Source organism: Poritiphilus flavus (genome assembly GCF_009901585.1).
Lineage (GTDB): Bacteria > Bacteroidota > Bacteroidia > Flavobacteriales > Flavobacteriaceae > Poritiphilus > Poritiphilus flavus.
The window spans coordinates 218745-234595 of record NZ_WXYO01000005.1 but is presented as its reverse complement, the minus strand read 5'-3'; the positions used below and the strand labels follow the sequence as shown (position 1 = coordinate 234595).

General features: G+C 45.4%; 14 protein-coding genes. 9 read left to right on the top strand and 5 right to left on the bottom strand.

The genetic code is table 11. The features are described from left to right. The first annotated feature begins 11 nt into the window (after positions 1 to 11). Genes panD through GTQ38_RS11290 form a run of 5 tightly spaced genes read left to right on the top strand, consistent with a single transcriptional unit; the run spans position 12 to position 5011 of the window. Entirely contained in the window at positions 12 to 362 is a 351-nt protein-coding gene (gene panD, locus GTQ38_RS11310; protein ID WP_161435629.1) for an aspartate 1-decarboxylase, read from the top strand. A gap of 2 nt (positions 363 to 364) precedes the next feature. Beyond that, entirely contained in the window at positions 365 to 1330 is a 966-nt protein-coding gene (locus tag GTQ38_RS11305; RefSeq protein WP_161435628.1) for a lysylphosphatidylglycerol synthase transmembrane domain-containing protein, read from the top strand. Positions 1331 to 1354: 24 nt separating this feature from the next. Then, positions 1355 to 2500 carry an alpha/beta hydrolase gene (locus GTQ38_RS11300; RefSeq protein ID WP_161435627.1) on the top strand — a complete coding sequence of 382 codons (1146 nt, stop codon included), beginning with the start codon at positions 1355 to 1357 and terminating at the stop codon, positions 2498 to 2500. Positions 2501 to 2555: 55 nt separating this feature from the next. Next, a complete protein-coding gene (radA, locus tag GTQ38_RS11295) occupies positions 2556 to 3917 on the top strand; it encodes a DNA repair protein RadA (RefSeq protein ID WP_161435626.1) in 1362 nt (453 codons plus the stop codon). Between the two features lie 44 nt (positions 3918 to 3961). After that, positions 3962 to 5011 (top strand): proline iminopeptidase-family hydrolase, encoded by a 1050-nt coding sequence (locus GTQ38_RS11290; RefSeq protein WP_161435625.1) that lies wholly within the window; start codon positions 3962 to 3964, stop codon positions 5009 to 5011. On the opposite strand, the gene GTQ38_RS11285 is transcribed toward GTQ38_RS11290, so the two are convergent. The 3 genes from GTQ38_RS11285 to GTQ38_RS11275 form a co-directional block, all read right to left on the bottom strand. Beyond that, positions 5008 to 6048 carry an NADP(H)-dependent aldo-keto reductase gene (locus tag GTQ38_RS11285; protein ID WP_161435624.1) on the bottom strand — a complete coding sequence of 347 codons (1041 nt, stop codon included), beginning with the start codon at positions 6046 to 6048 and terminating at the stop codon, positions 5008 to 5010. The two genes, GTQ38_RS11290 and GTQ38_RS11285, sit on opposite strands and share 4 nt — an antisense overlap. A gap of 72 nt (positions 6049 to 6120) precedes the next feature. After that, on the bottom strand, positions 6121 to 6885 hold the full coding sequence (locus GTQ38_RS11280) for an exodeoxyribonuclease III (RefSeq protein ID WP_161435623.1): 765 nt from the start codon (positions 6883 to 6885) through the stop codon (positions 6121 to 6123). A 69-nt stretch (positions 6886 to 6954) separates the two neighbouring features. Further along, positions 6955 to 8901, bottom strand: a complete 1947-nt coding sequence (locus GTQ38_RS11275; protein ID WP_161435622.1) for a glycoside hydrolase family 3 protein — start codon at positions 8899 to 8901, stop codon at positions 6955 to 6957. A 77-nt stretch (positions 8902 to 8978) separates the two neighbouring features. On the opposite strand from GTQ38_RS11275, the gene GTQ38_RS11270 reads away from it, so the two are divergent. From GTQ38_RS11270 to GTQ38_RS11260, 3 genes are all read left to right on the top strand, one after another. After that, a complete protein-coding gene (locus GTQ38_RS11270; protein ID WP_161435621.1) occupies positions 8979 to 9779 on the top strand; it encodes an NUDIX hydrolase in 801 nt (266 codons plus the stop codon). Between the two features lie 85 nt (positions 9780 to 9864). Then, positions 9865 to 10383: a hypothetical protein gene (locus GTQ38_RS11265; protein WP_161435620.1), complete on the top strand. Its 519-nt coding sequence runs from the start codon at positions 9865 to 9867 to the stop codon at positions 10381 to 10383. 28 nt (positions 10384 to 10411) lie between these two features. After that, entirely contained in the window at positions 10412 to 12490 is a 2079-nt protein-coding gene (locus GTQ38_RS11260) for a TonB-dependent receptor family protein (RefSeq protein WP_161435619.1), read from the top strand. Here GTQ38_RS11260 and GTQ38_RS11255 read toward each other — a convergent pair. Together GTQ38_RS11255 and GTQ38_RS11250 are read right to left on the bottom strand one after the other, a co-directional pair. Next, the gene (locus GTQ38_RS11255) at positions 12485 to 14032 is read right to left on the bottom strand and encodes a glycine--tRNA ligase (protein WP_161435618.1); all 1548 of its coding nucleotides are present in this window, start codon (positions 14030 to 14032) and stop codon (positions 12485 to 12487) included. The two genes, GTQ38_RS11260 and GTQ38_RS11255, sit on opposite strands and share 6 nt — an antisense overlap. Before the next feature lie 75 nt (positions 14033 to 14107). Next, positions 14108 to 15004, bottom strand: coding sequence for a hypothetical protein (locus tag GTQ38_RS11250; protein ID WP_161435617.1), 897 nt, complete (start codon positions 15002 to 15004; stop codon positions 14108 to 14110). Between the two features lie 231 nt (positions 15005 to 15235). Between GTQ38_RS11250 and GTQ38_RS11245 the strand changes: the two genes are divergently transcribed. Then, positions 15236 to 15748, top strand: coding sequence for a ComF family protein (locus tag GTQ38_RS11245; protein ID WP_317169068.1), 513 nt, complete (start codon positions 15236 to 15238; stop codon positions 15746 to 15748). Positions 15749 to 15851 lie beyond the last annotated feature (103 nt).

The window sequence follows — 15851 nt, the reverse complement described above, 5'->3', positions numbered from 1 at the left end:
AACTTTGTCCCATGCAAATAGAAGTTGTAAAATCTAAAATTCACAGAGTAAAGGTCACTGGCGCGGACCTGAACTATATCGGAAGCATCACCATAGATGAAGACCTTATGGATGCTGCCAATATAATACATGGAGAAAAGGTGCAGATTGTGAATAACAACAACGGTGAACGACTTGAGACCTACGTTATTCCAGGTCCAAGAGGCAGTGGTGAACTTACATTAAACGGAGCAGCCGCGAGAAAAGTCTCGGTTGGCGACGTCCTGATACTGATCTGTTATGCCTGGATGGACATTGAGGAAGCCAAAAAGTTCAACCCGGCTTTGGTTTTTCCCAATGAGGAAACCAATTTGCTCAATTAATTTTGAAAGCATCCCTGAAGAAAACCCTTAAAATCATAGTTCCGATCGCGGTTGGGGTGGCGTTGGTACTGTATTCTTACTTCTCAACCTCCCCGGAAGACCGGGAAAAAATTCTGGAATCCATACAAAACGCGGATCTGTTATGGGTCTCCCTATCCGTATTTATTGGCATTTTAAGTCATGTTTCAAGGGCAATTCGCTGGAATTACCTGCTGGAACCCCTGGGGTATAAGCCCAAACTGCTGAATAATCTACTCATAGTACTTATTAGCTATTTCGCCAATATTCTGGTGCTGAGATCCGGAGAATTCCTTAGGGCAACCGCGCTGAATACCTATGAAAATGTCCCTTTTGAAAAGGGTTTTGGAACTATTGTTACTGAAAGGATCGTAGACGTGATCATGCTTCTGCTGGTCATTACCACCGCATTGTTGTTCCAGACTGATGTAATTCTCGGTATCCTGGAAGAAAATGGCATCGGACTTGTAGGTTCATTAGGGCTGTTACTGGTTGGAGTCCTTGGCCTCTTTATCGCCATCCGACTGATCAAGAAATCCACTTCGTCTTTTGCGATAAAAGTCAAGACCTTTCTCAAGGGCTTGCTGGAAGGTGTATTGAGTATATTTAAGATGAAGCGTAAAGCCGCCTTCATATTTCACTCCTTTTTTATCTGGGCTTGCTATATCGCTATGTTTTGGGTCATAAAATTTACAGTGCCTGAAACAGCTGGATTGCCACTAGGGGCCTTCCTTGTCGCCTTTGTAGCAGGGGCTTTTGCCATGGCAGCAACTAACGGAGGGCTTGGTCTCTTCCCCATCGTTGTAGCTGCCGCTTTGTCCGTATACGGCATCAGTAAGACTTCAGGTGATGCCTATGGCTGGATCATGTGGACAGCACAGACCCTAATGGTTGTGGTTTTTGGTGCAATATCTTTTCTGGTCTTACCGTTATTGAACAGGAACAGATAGTTTCTCAAATCTAAAAACCACCTTATGACGCGTTATATCACAGTTCTGCTGGCTATTTTTTGCTTTTCCCCTGGCTTTTCCCAGGTAAAGCAGGAGATCTTCGAATCTTTTAAACTGCAGGAGCGTAGAGATGTATCCTATTACTTCCCGGCAGATTATTCTCCGGAAAAAAAATATCCCCTGGTGGTTGTATTGGATGCGGAACGCCTTTTTGAACAGGTTGTAGCAATTTCCAGGTTTCACAGTTCCTTCCAGGGAATGCCCGAAGTAATTGTGGTAGGTATCCACCAGGACAAAAACGACCTGCGCTGGGAGGATTGCGCCTATGAGGAAGACACCGGTCTGCCAACTGAAAAAGGAAAGAATTTCTTTGAGTTTCTGGGAATGGAGATTATCCCATACCTCGAAACCACTTATAATATTGCACCTTTTAAGATGATCGTTGGATATGACATAACAGCGAACTTTGCGAATTACTTTCTGTTTAAGGAAAAGTCGCTTTTCAACGCCTACATCAGTATTTCTCCTCTCCTGGCTCCTGAAATGGAAAGCCGGATACCTGCCAGGCTGGGTGATATCGATCAGCAGATCTTCTATCATCTCATCTTGGGTAAAGCTGAAAACAAAACGGATCCTGCGATCCTTCAACTGGACAGGGCCCTAAAGGTTATAGATCGGGAAAATTTCAGTTATACTTTTGATTCCTATCCCACCGCCAATGAAGTTTCGGTAGCGACCTACGGTATTGGGAAAGCCTGGGATCAGATATTCAATATGTTCAAACCTATAAGCCCTAAGGAATACAAAACAGAGATCCTTACCTCAGATGAACCGGTTTATCAGTATCTGGAAAACAAATACGCGGGCATTGAGGAGCTTTTTGGTTTCAGGAAATCCGTAGAACTGAACGATATCATGGCGATTTATGCCGGATGTCGTAAAAAAGACGATTTTGAGTCTTTAAAACCGCTCTCGGAACTTTGCAAAAAAGAATATCCGGAAACCATGCTGGGATTCTACTTTGAAGGAGAGTATTACGAGGAACTCGGAGAGCCAAAGAAAGCCCTGAGGACTTTCGAAAAAGCTTTTGGGATGGAAGAAATAGACTTTCTTACCAAAGAAATGGCTCTGGAAAAAATTGATGCCCTTAAGGCGGATTTTGGGTTCTAAGGAACCGGATTTCTTCACGAACTTTACATACCTTTGGCCTAAACCAATGAGGTAAATGGCCAAGACCAAAACTGCTTTCTTTTGTCAGAATTGCGGAACCCAATACGCCAAATGGACTGGGCAATGCGGGGCCTGTAAGGAATGGAATACCATCGTTGAAGAGGTGGTGAGCAGCCCGTCTCCAAAAGACTGGAAGTCCTCTGCCGAAACAAAGACCAGATCGAGCAGACCAGTCTCGGTTGATCAGATCAGCACGGAAAAAGAAAGCCGGATAGATCTTATGGATCAGGAGTTCAACCGGGTACTTGGAGGAGGGCTGGTTCCCGGATCTTTGGTGCTATTAGGAGGAGAACCGGGTATCGGAAAAAGTACCCTTCTGCTTCAAATCGCCCTTAAAATAACCCACAAAACGCTCTATGTTTCTGGTGAGGAAAGTCAGAAACAGATCAAAATGCGCGCAGACAGGATACTCCCTGCAAGCAACAATTGCTTTATCCTCACAGAAACGAACACTCAGAATATCTTCCGGCATATCACTGAGCTGGAGCCAGACCTGGTGATCATCGATTCCATCCAGACGTTACATTCCAATTATATAGAGTCATCTGCCGGTAGCATCTCCCAGATCAGGGAATGCACTTCGGAGCTTATCAAATTTGCAAAAGAAACCCATACCCCGGTTGTACTTGTAGGCCATATCACCAAAGACGGCAGTATTGCCGGGCCCAAGATACTGGAGCATATGGTAGATACTGTGTTGCAGTTCGAGGGAGATCGGAATTATGTTTACAGAATATTGCGATCGTTAAAAAACCGCTTTGGATCCACTGCAGAACTTGGAATCTATGAAATGCAGGGTAGCGGTCTGCGGGAAGTAAACAACCCCTCAGAAGTACTTATCTCTGAAAGTAAGGAACCTTTAAGTGGCACAGCCATCGCCGCCACGGTTGAGGGCATGAGACCACTTCTGATCGAAATTCAGGCATTGGTTAGTTCTGCTGTTTACGGAACACCACAAAGGTCTGCTACGGGATTTCACGCCAAGCGCCTTAATATGCTATTGGCTGTTTTGGAAAAACGGGCGGGCTTTAAACTGGCCGCGAAAGACGTATTCCTGAATATTACCGGGGGTATTACAGTAGATGACCCTGCCATAGACCTGGCGGTCATCGCAGCCGTCTTGTCCAGTAACTTTGATATTGGAATCGGGAAGCAGGTATGTTTTGCAGGTGAGATCGGCCTGGCTGGGGAAGTAAGACCCGTGCAGCGGGTTGAGCAGCGAATTACAGAAGCCGATAAACTGGGATTTACCACCATCTACGTCTCCGAAAACAACAAGATCAGCCTGGCAGATCCGGGGATAAAGATCGTACCGGTTGCCAAGATAGAGGAGGTAGTTCAGCATCTCTTCGGCTAAAATTCAAAAAAGCCCTACCTTAAAGGCTAGCTAACTTTCCTAAAATGAGAAATCTTGTACTAACATGCCTGATCTTAGGCATCCTCTTCGCATGCAAAGAACACAAAACTGATCCGGCCGTTGAAGCAACCAGTCAATCCCAGTATTGGAGTTTTGAAAACCGGGATGACCAATATACCGGCGGCATAAAAATGATCCCGATAGAGACCGAACTGGGTACTTTCCGGGTGTGGACCAAACGCATGGGCAACAATCCGACAAAAAAAGTGCTCTTGCTTCACGGAGGGCCTGGAATGACCCATGAACTATACGAGTGTGTAGACGGCTATTTCCCCCAGGAAGAAATTGAGTATATCTATTACGACCAATTGGGATCGTACTACAGTGATAAACCGGACGATTTAAGCCTTTGGACCACCGAACGTTTTGTAGAGGAGGTAGAGCAGGTCCGCCAAGCCCTTGGTCTGAACAAGGATAACTTCTATCTTCTCGGTCAGTCCTGGGGCGGTATGCTGGCTATGGAATATGCCCTGAAATACCAGGAAAACCTCAAAGGGCTGGTGATCTCCAATATGATGAGTAGTATCCCGGAATACAATGACTACGCCCAAAATGTACTTGGACCCCAAATGGATCCCAAGGTTTATGTCGAGATCAAAGCCATGGAGGAAGCCGGGGATTTTGAAAACCCGAAATACGGGGAATTGCTATTTGAACATTATTATACCAAACATGTACTGCGCAAGCCTTTGGAGCAGTGGCCGGAGGCCATTATGCGTTGCCTGAACCATGCAAACAACCAGGTATATGTCCATATGCAGGGCTATAGCGAATTCGGGATAACAGGTGATGCGACACTGAAAGACTGGGATATTCGCGAAAGGCTGAAAGAATTAAGCGTCCCTACCCTTGTTATTGGCGCCAGGTACGATACTATGGATCCTGAACATATGGAGTGGATGTCCAAGGAGGTGCAGAACGGTCGCTACCTCTTCTGCCCAAACGGTAGTCATCTCTCCCAATATGACGATCAAAAGATCTACTTTAATGGAGTGATCAGTTTTATTGAGGATGTAGACAGCGGTGCCTTTTAGGGTGCCGGATTGGGTATTTCCTCATGGATACGCTCTATCCCCTGCAATACCTCATCATAGAGTTTTACGTCAATACTTCCAATATTCTCTTTGAGTTGTGTCATGGAAGTAGCACCTATGATATTGCTGGTGAGGAATGGCCTCGTACTGACGAATGCCAGAGCCATTTGAGCCAGTGACAATCCGTGCTCCTGGGCCAGGTCAAAATACTTTTGTGTGGCCCTTTGCGTATTCTCGCTGTTGTAACGGCTATAGTGAGGGAATAAAGTGATCCTGGCGTTGGCTGGTTTCATCCCACCAAGGTATTTTCCGCTCAATACCCCAAATCCAAGGGGAGAATAAGCCAGAAGGCCAATTTTGGATCGCATGGAGATCTCCGAAAGCCCTACTTCAAAAAGACGGTTCAACAAGCTGTAGGGATTCTGAATGCTGATCATTCTGGGCAGGCTGGCATGAACTTTTCCCTCCTCCAGGAAGCGCATAACTCCCCAGGGCGTTTCATTAGACAAGCCCACATACCTAATTTTGCCTTCATTGATCAGGTCCCGCAAGGTTTCCAGTACCTGGTGAATATTGTCCTGCCAATGATCTGAGATGTCGTGCTTATAACCTCTTTTACCAAAGAAGTTGGTATTGCGTTCAGGCCAATGTAATTGATAAAGGTCTATATAATCCGTCTGCAGCCTGGACAAACTCCCGTTTACCGCCTCTATAATGGATTCTCTTTTAAAACCAGTGGTCCTGATGAACTTGGTGAACTCCGCCTTTCCGGCAATTTTGGAAGCGAGGATGACCTTATCCCTGTTCCCGGTTTTTTTGAACCAGGTCCCGATTATTTTCTCGGTGTCCGCATATCGATCCGGATGCGGTGGTATAGGGTAGAGTTCAGCGGTATCAAAAAAGTTCACCCCCTGTCCGAAAGCGTAATCCATTTGTTCATGCCCTTCGGCTTCAGTATTCTGACGGCCCCAGGTCATCGTTCCCAAACAAATCTTACTTACCTCGAGATCGGTGTGCGGTAGTGTAGTATAAATCATAAAGTATTACCCTTCAATTGGATTTCAAAATTAACAATTCCGGTGCTTATCCTTGTTTCGATACGGATAAATTCACGCTTCAATTTCTAAAAGTATGGGGCAATGGTCACTGTGTTTAGCTTCAGACAGAATTACTGAGCGTTTCAGTCGCTCTTCAAGGGGTTTGCTTACCATCCCATAATCCAATCTCCAACCCTTATTGTTGGCCCGGGCATTGGCTCTGTAACTCCACCAGGTGTAGTTGTGGGGATCTTTGTTGAAGTGACGGAAGCTATCGATAAAACCACTGTCGATAAACTTCCCTATCCATTCCCGTTCAACAGGTAAAAAGCCGGAGACATTCTTGTTCCGGACCGGATCATGGATATCGATAGCCTGATGACATATGTTGTAATCCCCGCAAATGATGAGATTGGGATAGTCTTTTTTAAGGTTGTCAATGTACTTCTGGAAGTCTGCCATATACGTCAACTTGTGCTCAAGCCGATCAATATTAGTACCGGATGGCAGGTACAAACTCATAACCGAAACCCCGTTAAAATCTGCCCGAAGGTTCCTTCCTTCGTGATCCATATAATCTATTCCGGTACCAAACTCTATGTTATCCGGTTCATTTTTAGACAGTACAGCTACTCCACTATATCCTTTCTTCTGAGCGCTATACCAATAGTGATGGCCGAAGCCTGCATTTTCAAATACTGAAAGGTCTAATTGCTCTTTTTGTGCCTTGATCTCCTGGAGGCAAACCACGTCCGGGTCTACCGACCCCAGCCATTCAATAAACCCTTTATTCAGTGCGGCCCGGATGCCATTTACATTGTAAGATACTATTTTCAATTGCCCTAATTTTCCTCAAAAATAGGGAATGACATTTGGCATTAAAACTTTTTCAGCAGCTAATTGACATTAATTAAAAGTTAAACCGTGCCCATAGGGATATAGTGGGTTTTTGGAGTCATAGGGTACATCTTCAAGTTGGTTCTGAACCGCTTCGGGAGAGGAAGGTATCTCCAGAGGTAATTTTCCGGAAGGATTGAATTTTCCGTAGATCAACTCCAAAATGATCTCATCTTCACATTCAAAATCAGCGATCACTGCCTTGCTGGCTTTGTTGATCTCAGGGACTACGGGAGGCCTTTCAATACTCAGTACCGTGACTGTGGGTTTGGAATTGGTGAGCTCCAGAATTTCCTTGAGTTCTTCCTCTTCAAAGTCCAGTCTTCCCTGGCGAATAAAACGCTCCAGCATATCGTCTCCTTTCGGAGGAGAGAAAGGGGTCTGTAACTTCTGAACAATAATATCAGCATCCTCGGGGTCCGTAACGATCTGCGGGAATTTCCCCGACAGGCCTTCTGACATTCCGGAAAGGTAGATCTTTTTGTCTCCTGAAAGTGGCAGGAAGCCCTGTTCGTTCTTTAACAGGACCATAGATTTGCGCTGTGCTTCTTTTCCCTTTTCAACAAACTCCGGGTTACCCACTACGCCGAGTTTTTCGGTATCAACATATGCGTTTTCGAAGAGGCCAAGTCGGAATTTTTCACGAAGTATTCTCCTTACGGAAGTATTCAATCTTTCTTCGCTAATTTGCCCTTCCTCAACAAGAGCCACAACCAGTTCCGGCCTTGACTCACCGCCGAACATATCACAGCCTGCATCCAGGATCTTTTTCACCCGATCCTTTTCGCTTAGGTGTTCCACACCCCAGGCCGATGCGGTTTTAACGAACATATCGGTTACCAGGCCCCAGTCGGTACAAACAACACCGTCGTAGTTCAAAGAATCCCGCAACAGACCGGTAATGATATCCTTATTGAAGGCGAAAGCGACTTCTTCCGAAGTTTGTTCTTTTGGAATGCCGTAATAAGGCATGATCATGGCGGTATTCGCTTTAAGGGCTCCGTCGGTAAAAGGAATGAGATGGTAATCAAAATTATCCCCCGGATAGGCCTGGTTAACCCCGGATGCAAAATGAGCGTCCCAGCCGTCCTCCTGAGGGCCTCCGCCTGAAAAATGCTTGGTCATACAGGCCACACTGCTGGAACCAAGACTATCTCCCTGGAATCCTAAAACATAAGCTTCTGTAAGTTTTGCACTCAGGTGGGCGTCTTCGCCAAAGGTACCATTAACCCTTGCCCAGCGGGGTTCCGTAGCCAGGTCTGCCATAGGATGCAAGGCGAGCCGGAATCCAAGAGCCAGGTATTCCTGCCTGGCGATATCCCCAAATTCGCGTACCAGGGCTGAATCACGGGTAGCGCCTAAACCAAGAGGTGAAGGCCAACGCGAAATAAAACGGGTGCCAACAGTGGTACCCACATTGAAGCCCTTACCGTGTCTGGGATCTGTGGCGATGGTTACCGGGATCCCTAAGCGTGTACGTTCAGCGAGCTCCTGAAGGCTGTTGCCCCAGTTAGCCGTTGCCAGGGCAGAAGGGGATTCCATGAGATTGAAATGGTTCATATTCTTTCGATAGATCTGGGTAGAAGGACTTTCCAGCATCAGTGAAAAGGGATTGCCCAGGGTAGGGATCTCATTGAGCTCCCCGTCTTCACCCATTACCTGAATATGAATGAATAGCAAACCCGCCTTTTCCTCAAGGGTCATTTGGGAGAGCAGATCCTCTACCCGGGCAGGGATACTTTCCCTGAAATCCTCATAGATGTCCAGTTTCCCGTTTTTGTTCAGGTCCCGAAACTTCAGCCCCTGGATATTGAGTTCCGGAGCGAGTTCTCCGGCCAGTTCCATATTGGCACTTGAGGCTCTGTGCCACTTGATCTTAAATCCACCATAGACTAGCAGGGCGATCACAACCAGCCCTCCGATGATGTACAACAGTATTTTGAAAAACTTTTTCATTTTTATTTTGTAAAATTGACACAATAATACAAATTTATTCTTATTGTGTCAACCTGACACATTAAATTTAGCTGTTTATGGCCTTAAGATCGGAAGATCATGTTCACCAATTTGAAGCACATCTGAATGATGTAATCCCGGGACACTCTATTGACTGTGTGATACTGGGGTATCACGACAACGAGCTAAAAGTACTTCTGCTTCGAAGAAAGGGACAGGATCTATGGTCTCTACCGGGTGGATTTATCAGGAAATCGGAAGACCTGGACACGGCCGCTACCCGGATACTTGAGGAACGTACCGGACTGGGGTCTATCTTCCTGCAACAGTTTTACACCTTTGGCGGACAGGACAGGCGATCTGTAAGCAGTAAATCCGAGATCGCGATGCTTAATAATATGTTGAAGCAGTACCCTTTTAAAGAACCGGATAAGGTTTCAGCCTTCCTACGGGATCGCTTTATTACCACGGGCTATTTTGCCCTGGTTCAGCTCAACAAGGTAAGCCCGCAACCCGATTTTATGAGTAGTCAATGTGAATGGAAATCCTTAAAGGCCCTTCCGGAGTTGATATTGGACCATAGCCACATCCTTCAAAAAGCCATTGCCCATGTACAAACACAACTGAACTATTTGCCTATCGGTTTATCTTTATTGTCGAAAAAATTTACCATGCAAGACCTTCAAAACCTTTATGAAGTCTTGTTAAACCGTAGCCTGGACAGGGGAAATTTTCAAAGAAAAATGCTGGCGCTGAATATTCTCAAGAGGCATGAGAAACAACTTACGGGTAAAGCACACAAAGCCCCGTACCTGTACAGTTTTGACGTACCGAGGTACAATGAGAAACTCAAAAAGGGGATTGGCTTTTCGTTTTAGCATATCCTTTTGAGTAGTTCTTCATAAGCTATTTTCCATTTTTGGAACGTAAATTGTATATATCAGCCCGAGAAATTCAATTAGCATGAAAAAAATTCTTACTGGCTTACTAATACTATCCGCTTATTTGATGCAGGCCCAGGCTTATCCCACCTTAGCTAATGACCATGAACTAAAATTGAATATGGGTTTATTCCTGGTAAACACCACTGTTGAAGGGAGCTACGAGTATTACCTTAGTGAAGACACCAGTATAGGAGGTACGGTTTATTTTGATAACGATGCGGAAGACTATAACGGAAACTTCGGTATTGGACCAAATTTTCGGGCCTATTTTGGATACGGCCCTAGAAGCGGATTTTTCGCCGAGGCCTTCGGTTTGTATTACACGGGTGAGGAAAGCGACAATAACACCCAGCCGGGAGGGAGAAACCTGGATTATAGCTCTTTTGCTCTGGGGCTTGGGTTAGGCAATAAATGGGTTACACGCAGTCAAAAGTTTTCCCTGGAGATCCACGGAGGGATCGGGCGGAATATTAACCCCGAAGACTTTCAGGATAGTTTCATTTATCGTGCCGGGCTGTCTGTTGGATTTCGCTTTTAATCCTTACTTTTGGGCTTAGCATTTTTCAATGAGGCACTATTTTCCTTTCGCCGTATTGCTCAGTCTCACTTTTTTCTGCCATAGCCAGGAGGTAAAAAATGATTCCGTCACTTACCTGGATGAGGTGGTTATTGTAGATCCGGTTCAAAATAAAAAAGCAACTGGTATTACACCTTCCCAGGTGATCCGGGGTAAATTCCTGGAAGATCACAATCCCATAGACGTAGTATCTGCCATCAATCAGGTATCCGGGGTTTATGTACTCTCAGGTGCTTTGAATACCAACAGGATCACAATTCGTGGAGTAGGATCCAGGACGCTTTTTGGGACGGACAAGCTGCGCCTATACTACAATGATATTCCGGTCACCAACGGTACGGGTTTTTCCACTATTGAGGCTTTTGATCTTGAGAACCTTGAGGCGATCGAGATCATCAAAGGCCCCAAGGCGACCGCTTTCGGAACCAATCTCGGTGGTGCCATACTCCTCAATACGCCGCTCGGTGATGAAGACTTTACCCGATTGGAAAACCGTTTTTCTTTTGGCTCGTATGGGTTGATAAAAGACAACCTCAGCTTTACTCATGCAGATGGAGCATTTTCCATGAGCCTTCGCTACGGGCATGTAAGGACAGATGGTTACCGGGAGAACAATGAATTCGAAAGAGATGGTATTCTTTTAAATACCGCCTATAAGATCAGCAAAAAAAGCAGCATCTCCTTGCTGTTTAATTACATAGACTACACGGCCCAGATACCCAGCTCGATAAGCGGAACGGCTTTTAGGGAAAATCCGAGACAGGCCGCTTTCACCTGGCGTCAGGCCAGAGGTTTTGAGGCGAATAAATACACCCTGGTCGGTTTGTCCCACAGCTTTGACTTCAGCGAGAATTTCCGGAACAACAGCAGTGTATTTTACACCTATCTGGATCACTATGAACCCAGGCCTTTCAATATTCTGGATGAATTCACCAACGGTTTTGGTTTCAGGACAAGATTCAGTGGAAACTTTAATTTAGGTAACAGGTCAGCGGAGTACCTTTTTGGAGGAGAGTTTTATGTAGATGAATACCGCTGGGGCACTTTTGCTAACCTATACGAACAGAATAACGGTAACGGAAGTCTGCTCGGAGACCGTATCAGCGACAACAAAGAGTTCCGACGGCAGTTCAATGGATTCGGGTCTTTAACCCTCCCCCTCTCAGATAGCTTTCAGGCACAACTTGGTCTGAATGTTAACCATACGGCCTACGATTTTAGGGACCGCTTTTTTGTCGGGGCAGGGAACCGCAGCGCTGACCGCAGTTTCGATACGATCTTTTTGCCGAGCCTTAGCCTGGTATATACCCCGGATTATCGCTACCGGATCTATGCCAATCTGAGTCGGGGGTTTTCTAACCCGAGCCTGGAGGAGACCCTGACACCGGATGGGGTAATAAATCCGGATATCAAACAGGAAACCGGCACAAATTATGAACTTGGTACCCGGTTCATGTTCTGGCCTAAAACCAAGCTTTGGATAGATCTTACCCTCTACCGGATGGAAATCAAGAACCTGCTGGTAGCAGAACGGGTGGGGGAAGACCAGTTTATCGGTAGAAACGCGGGTGAAACCAGGCATCAGGGAATAGAATTGCAGGTTGACTATAAGCTGGATCTGAACAAGGATTTTTCCCTATCACCTTTCCTGGCTTACACCTTAAACGACCACAGTTTTATTGATTTTGTTGATGATGGCGAAGACTTCTCCGGTAATCCCTTAACGGGTGTTCCGAAACACCGTTTGAATATGGGATTCCGCCTGAGAGGGAAACACCTCTTCTGGAGCGCGCGATACAACTATGTGGGGAAGATCCCGCTTACTGATTCCAATTCACTTTCCAGTGAACCTTTTGGGATATTCAATAGCAGGATAGGGTACGATCAAGACCTGTTTGAAGACCTTTCAGTTGGCCTGCAATTAGGTGTGAACAATATCTTTGACGTTCGTTACGCAAGATCCGTATTGATAAATGCCCCCAGCTTTGGAGGCCGGGAACCTCGTTTTTTCTATCCGGGAAACAATCGAAACTACTACGCAGGTATTCGGCTTACTTATAACCTATGAGTCTATCTTTTTGAGCCAGGCACTCATATCAACTTCAGCGGCGATATGGTTCCTCAGAGAATCTATACTGACCCGCAGTTGTTCCATGGAGTCTCTGTGGCGTATGGTCACTGTATTATCCTCCAGGGTCTGATGGTCTACAGTGATACAGAAGGGAGTACCCGCGGCATCCTGCCTTCGGTATCTTCTTCCCACAGCATCCTTTTCGTCATAGATCACATTGAAATCCCATTTCAGATCGGCTATAATTTTATGCGCAATTTCCGGAAGGCCGTCTTTCTTTACCAATGGCAATACAGCTGCTTTGGTAGGTGCCAATACTGCCGGGATGCGCAAGACGGTCCTGGTACTGCCATTTTCCAGTTCCTCTTCCTGTAGGGCATGAGAAAATACGGCCAAAAACATACGATCCAGGCCTATTGAGGTTTCCACAACATAGGGAACGTAGCTCTCATTAAGCTCCGGATCAAAATACTGTAATTTTTTACCGGAATACTCTTCATGGCTTCTAAGATCGAAGTCTGTTCGGGAATGTATCCCTTCCAATTCTTTAAAACCAAACGGAAACTTGAATTCAATGTCGGCTGCCGCATCCGCGTAGTGCGCGAGCTTTTCGTGGTCGTGAAAACGGTAATTCTCCTCGCCCATTCCCAGGCTCAAATGCCATTTCATTCGGGTTTCTTTCCACTTTTCGTACCACTCCTTTTGAGATCCTGGTCTGATGAAAAACTGCATTTCCATCTGCTCAAATTCACGCATCCTGAAAATGAATTGCCTGGCGACGATCTCATTTCTAAACGCCTTTCCAATCTGGGCGATCCCGAATGGGATCTTTAATCGGCCTGACTTTTGGACATTGAGAAAATTCACAAAGATCCCCTGGGCGGTTTCGGGCCTTAGGTAGAGGTCCGTGGCCGTTTCCGCTGAAGCTCCTAATTTGGTGCCGAACATCAGGTTGAATTGCTTGACATCCGTCCAGTTCTTGGAACCGGAAACAGGGCATACAATGCCAAGCTCTTCTATAAGTTTTTTAACATCATCCAGATCCTCAGCTTCCAGAGATCTCCCCATACGTTGAAGGATGTCTGAAGCCTTTTTGCGGTATTCAACAACCCTGGTATTGGTGCTTAAGAACTGCTCCTTATCAAAAGCTTCCCCAAAACGTTTGGCGGCCTTGTTTACTTCTTTGTCGATCTTGGCTTCAATCTTGGCTACATGATCCTCGATCAATACATCTGCCCGATATCTTTTTTTGGAGTCCTTGTTGTCTATAAGTGGGTCGTTAAAGGCATCTACGTGCCCCGAGGCTTTCCAGGTGGTAGGATGCATAAATATAGCGGCGTCTATCCCCACGATATTTTCGTGCATCTGTACCATGGCTTTCCACCAATATTCGCGGATATTCTTTTTGAGTTCAGCGCCGTTCTGGGTATAGTCGTAAACCGCGCTCAGTCCGTCGTAGATCTCACTGGACTGTACCACATAGCCATACTCCTTGGCATGAGCTATTACCTTCTTAAAAATGTCTTCCTGATTTGCCATTGCGCAAAAATAGAATTTTATACTATTTTACACGATCCGGAGGCGCTTAAATCTGTCTTTTATTGGAATCAGGTTTTACTTCAATTGAAACTCGGATGTCGCCAGGAGTTTTTCGTCTTCAAAGACATTCAGGGTATAGGTACCTTCCTGCAGGGAACCTTCAGGTATTGAGATGAAATCACAGACGTTGATCTCTTCCCCCATAAAAATAAGTTCCACTCTTTTACTGTAGATATTTCCGTTTACCGAGATGGTATTGGCATTGTCTTCAATCACGTTCATATTAGGGCCGAGGAACTGAAAGTAGATCACTTTTTCCTCACTTCCCACATTCGGGTTACCCATGATAGTGACACATCCTCTTAGTTTTTGAATGGTAGAGGCTTTGTTTGTTTTGATAGGCCTACCGCTTCTTAGCCTAAAGCCGTTACCTTCGGAATTCTGAAGTTTCAGGTAGCTTTTTATACGTAGCTCATCGCTGAGTTCCCTGTTCTTTTTGCGAAGCAGGGCCTCCGCTTCTGCAAGAGAGCTACTTTTACCTCTTAATTCTTCGATCATCTTACGGGTCTCTTCGTACTTGTCCGCGAGAAGCATATTGTTATATTTCAGGAAGTTGTTTTTAAGCCTCAGGCTATCGTGCTTGGCCTCAAGCTGTCTCAACTCCTTTTTGTACTCCCGTAATTTGTCTATGGTAAAGTTCAGACGCCCTACAGAGTCCAACAATTGCTGTACCCGGTAGCGCGAAGTCTGTAATTCAATATCGTTAACCTCGTTGAGAGCAGAAAGACGATCCACCTCTGCTTTCATCAGGGTAAGATCCTTGACTAAAAGCCCTTTTTCCTCCTCCAGATAGCTGATTTGGGTCCTGGACTGGGCATAGCTGTAATAAAAGGCGATAAGTATGCCAATTATCACTGCAACCAGAGCGGCAAGGATGATTTTATAGTTGAATTTATTATCTTGAATATCCATGCAATAAGGGCTAAGTTATAAGTAGGTTCAATAGCAAAGACTGTGTATTCCAAGCTATCAAATATAGTAAATGATATCAACACGATCATGGTGCCACACCTGTGTTTTGGATGTAATGCTCGATTATATCGAGGAGAGAAAACCTTGTGTACTCTTTGTCGGAATCAATTACCACTCACCGGGTACGATTTTTTGGAAGAAAATTCGGTAGATCGCATATTTTATGGACGAGTGAAGGTTGCAAAGGCCGCCTCAATGCTGTTTTTTCACACCCATGGAATCACCAAAAACCTCATACATTACCTCAAATACCGGAACCAAAAACTGATCGGTATATTTTTGGGTGACTGGTTCGGAGAGCAGTTAAAAAACCAAGGGCAACTCAAGGGTATTGACATGGTGATCCCGGTTCCCTTACATCCTAAAAAATTGCGAAAACGCGGTTATAATCAAGTGGCGCTATTTGCAGAAAGACTGGCCTTTCATCTCAATGCGGAATACGAGGAAAACTTACTTCTGAAAACGGCGAATACCAAAACGCAGACGCAAAAAAGCAGATGGTATCGGTGGCAGGGAAAACAGGAGCTTTACCAGCTTACAGATCCCGAGATCCTTAAGGACAAAAGTGTGCTTCTTGTAGATGATGTTATCACCACCGGAGGTACCCTGGAAGCATGTGGCAAGGCATTGCACAAAGCCCCGGGACTAAAATTGTTCATCGCCACCATGGCTGTGGTACCTTAGGCCTGGTTTTCGCTTTCATCAGAACGTTCAAAAATGAATATCAAATTTTAAAAATTCTTTTGGATTCTCTCCGATTGAGATTCTGTAAATTAATTGTTTCTTT

Coding starts and splice junctions, on each gene's coding strand:
- panD (WP_161435629.1), top strand. CDS start 12: ATGCAAATAGAAGTTGTAAAATCTAAAATTCACAGAGTAAAGGTCACT.
- GTQ38_RS11255 (WP_161435618.1), bottom strand. CDS start 14,032: ATGGCAAATCAGGAAGACATTTTTAAGAAGGTAATAGCTCATGCCAAG.
- GTQ38_RS11265 (WP_161435620.1), top strand. CDS start 9,865: ATGAAAAAAATTCTTACTGGCTTACTAATACTATCCGCTTATTTGATG.
- GTQ38_RS11270 (WP_161435621.1), top strand. CDS start 8,979: ATGGCCTTAAGATCGGAAGATCATGTTCACCAATTTGAAGCACATCTG.
- GTQ38_RS11285 (WP_161435624.1), bottom strand. CDS start 6,048: ATGATTTATACTACACTACCGCACACCGATCTCGAGGTAAGTAAGATT.
- GTQ38_RS11260 (WP_161435619.1), top strand. CDS start 10,412: ATGAGGCACTATTTTCCTTTCGCCGTATTGCTCAGTCTCACTTTTTTC.
- GTQ38_RS11275 (WP_161435622.1), bottom strand. CDS start 8,901: ATGAAAAAGTTTTTCAAAATACTGTTGTACATCATCGGAGGGCTGGTT.
- radA (WP_161435626.1), top strand. CDS start 2,556: ATGGCCAAGACCAAAACTGCTTTCTTTTGTCAGAATTGCGGAACCCAA.
- GTQ38_RS11250 (WP_161435617.1), bottom strand. CDS start 15,004: ATGGATATTCAAGATAATAAATTCAACTATAAAATCATCCTTGCCGCT.
- GTQ38_RS11300 (WP_161435627.1), top strand. CDS start 1,355: ATGACGCGTTATATCACAGTTCTGCTGGCTATTTTTTGCTTTTCCCCT.
- GTQ38_RS11290 (WP_161435625.1), top strand. CDS start 3,962: ATGAGAAATCTTGTACTAACATGCCTGATCTTAGGCATCCTCTTCGCA.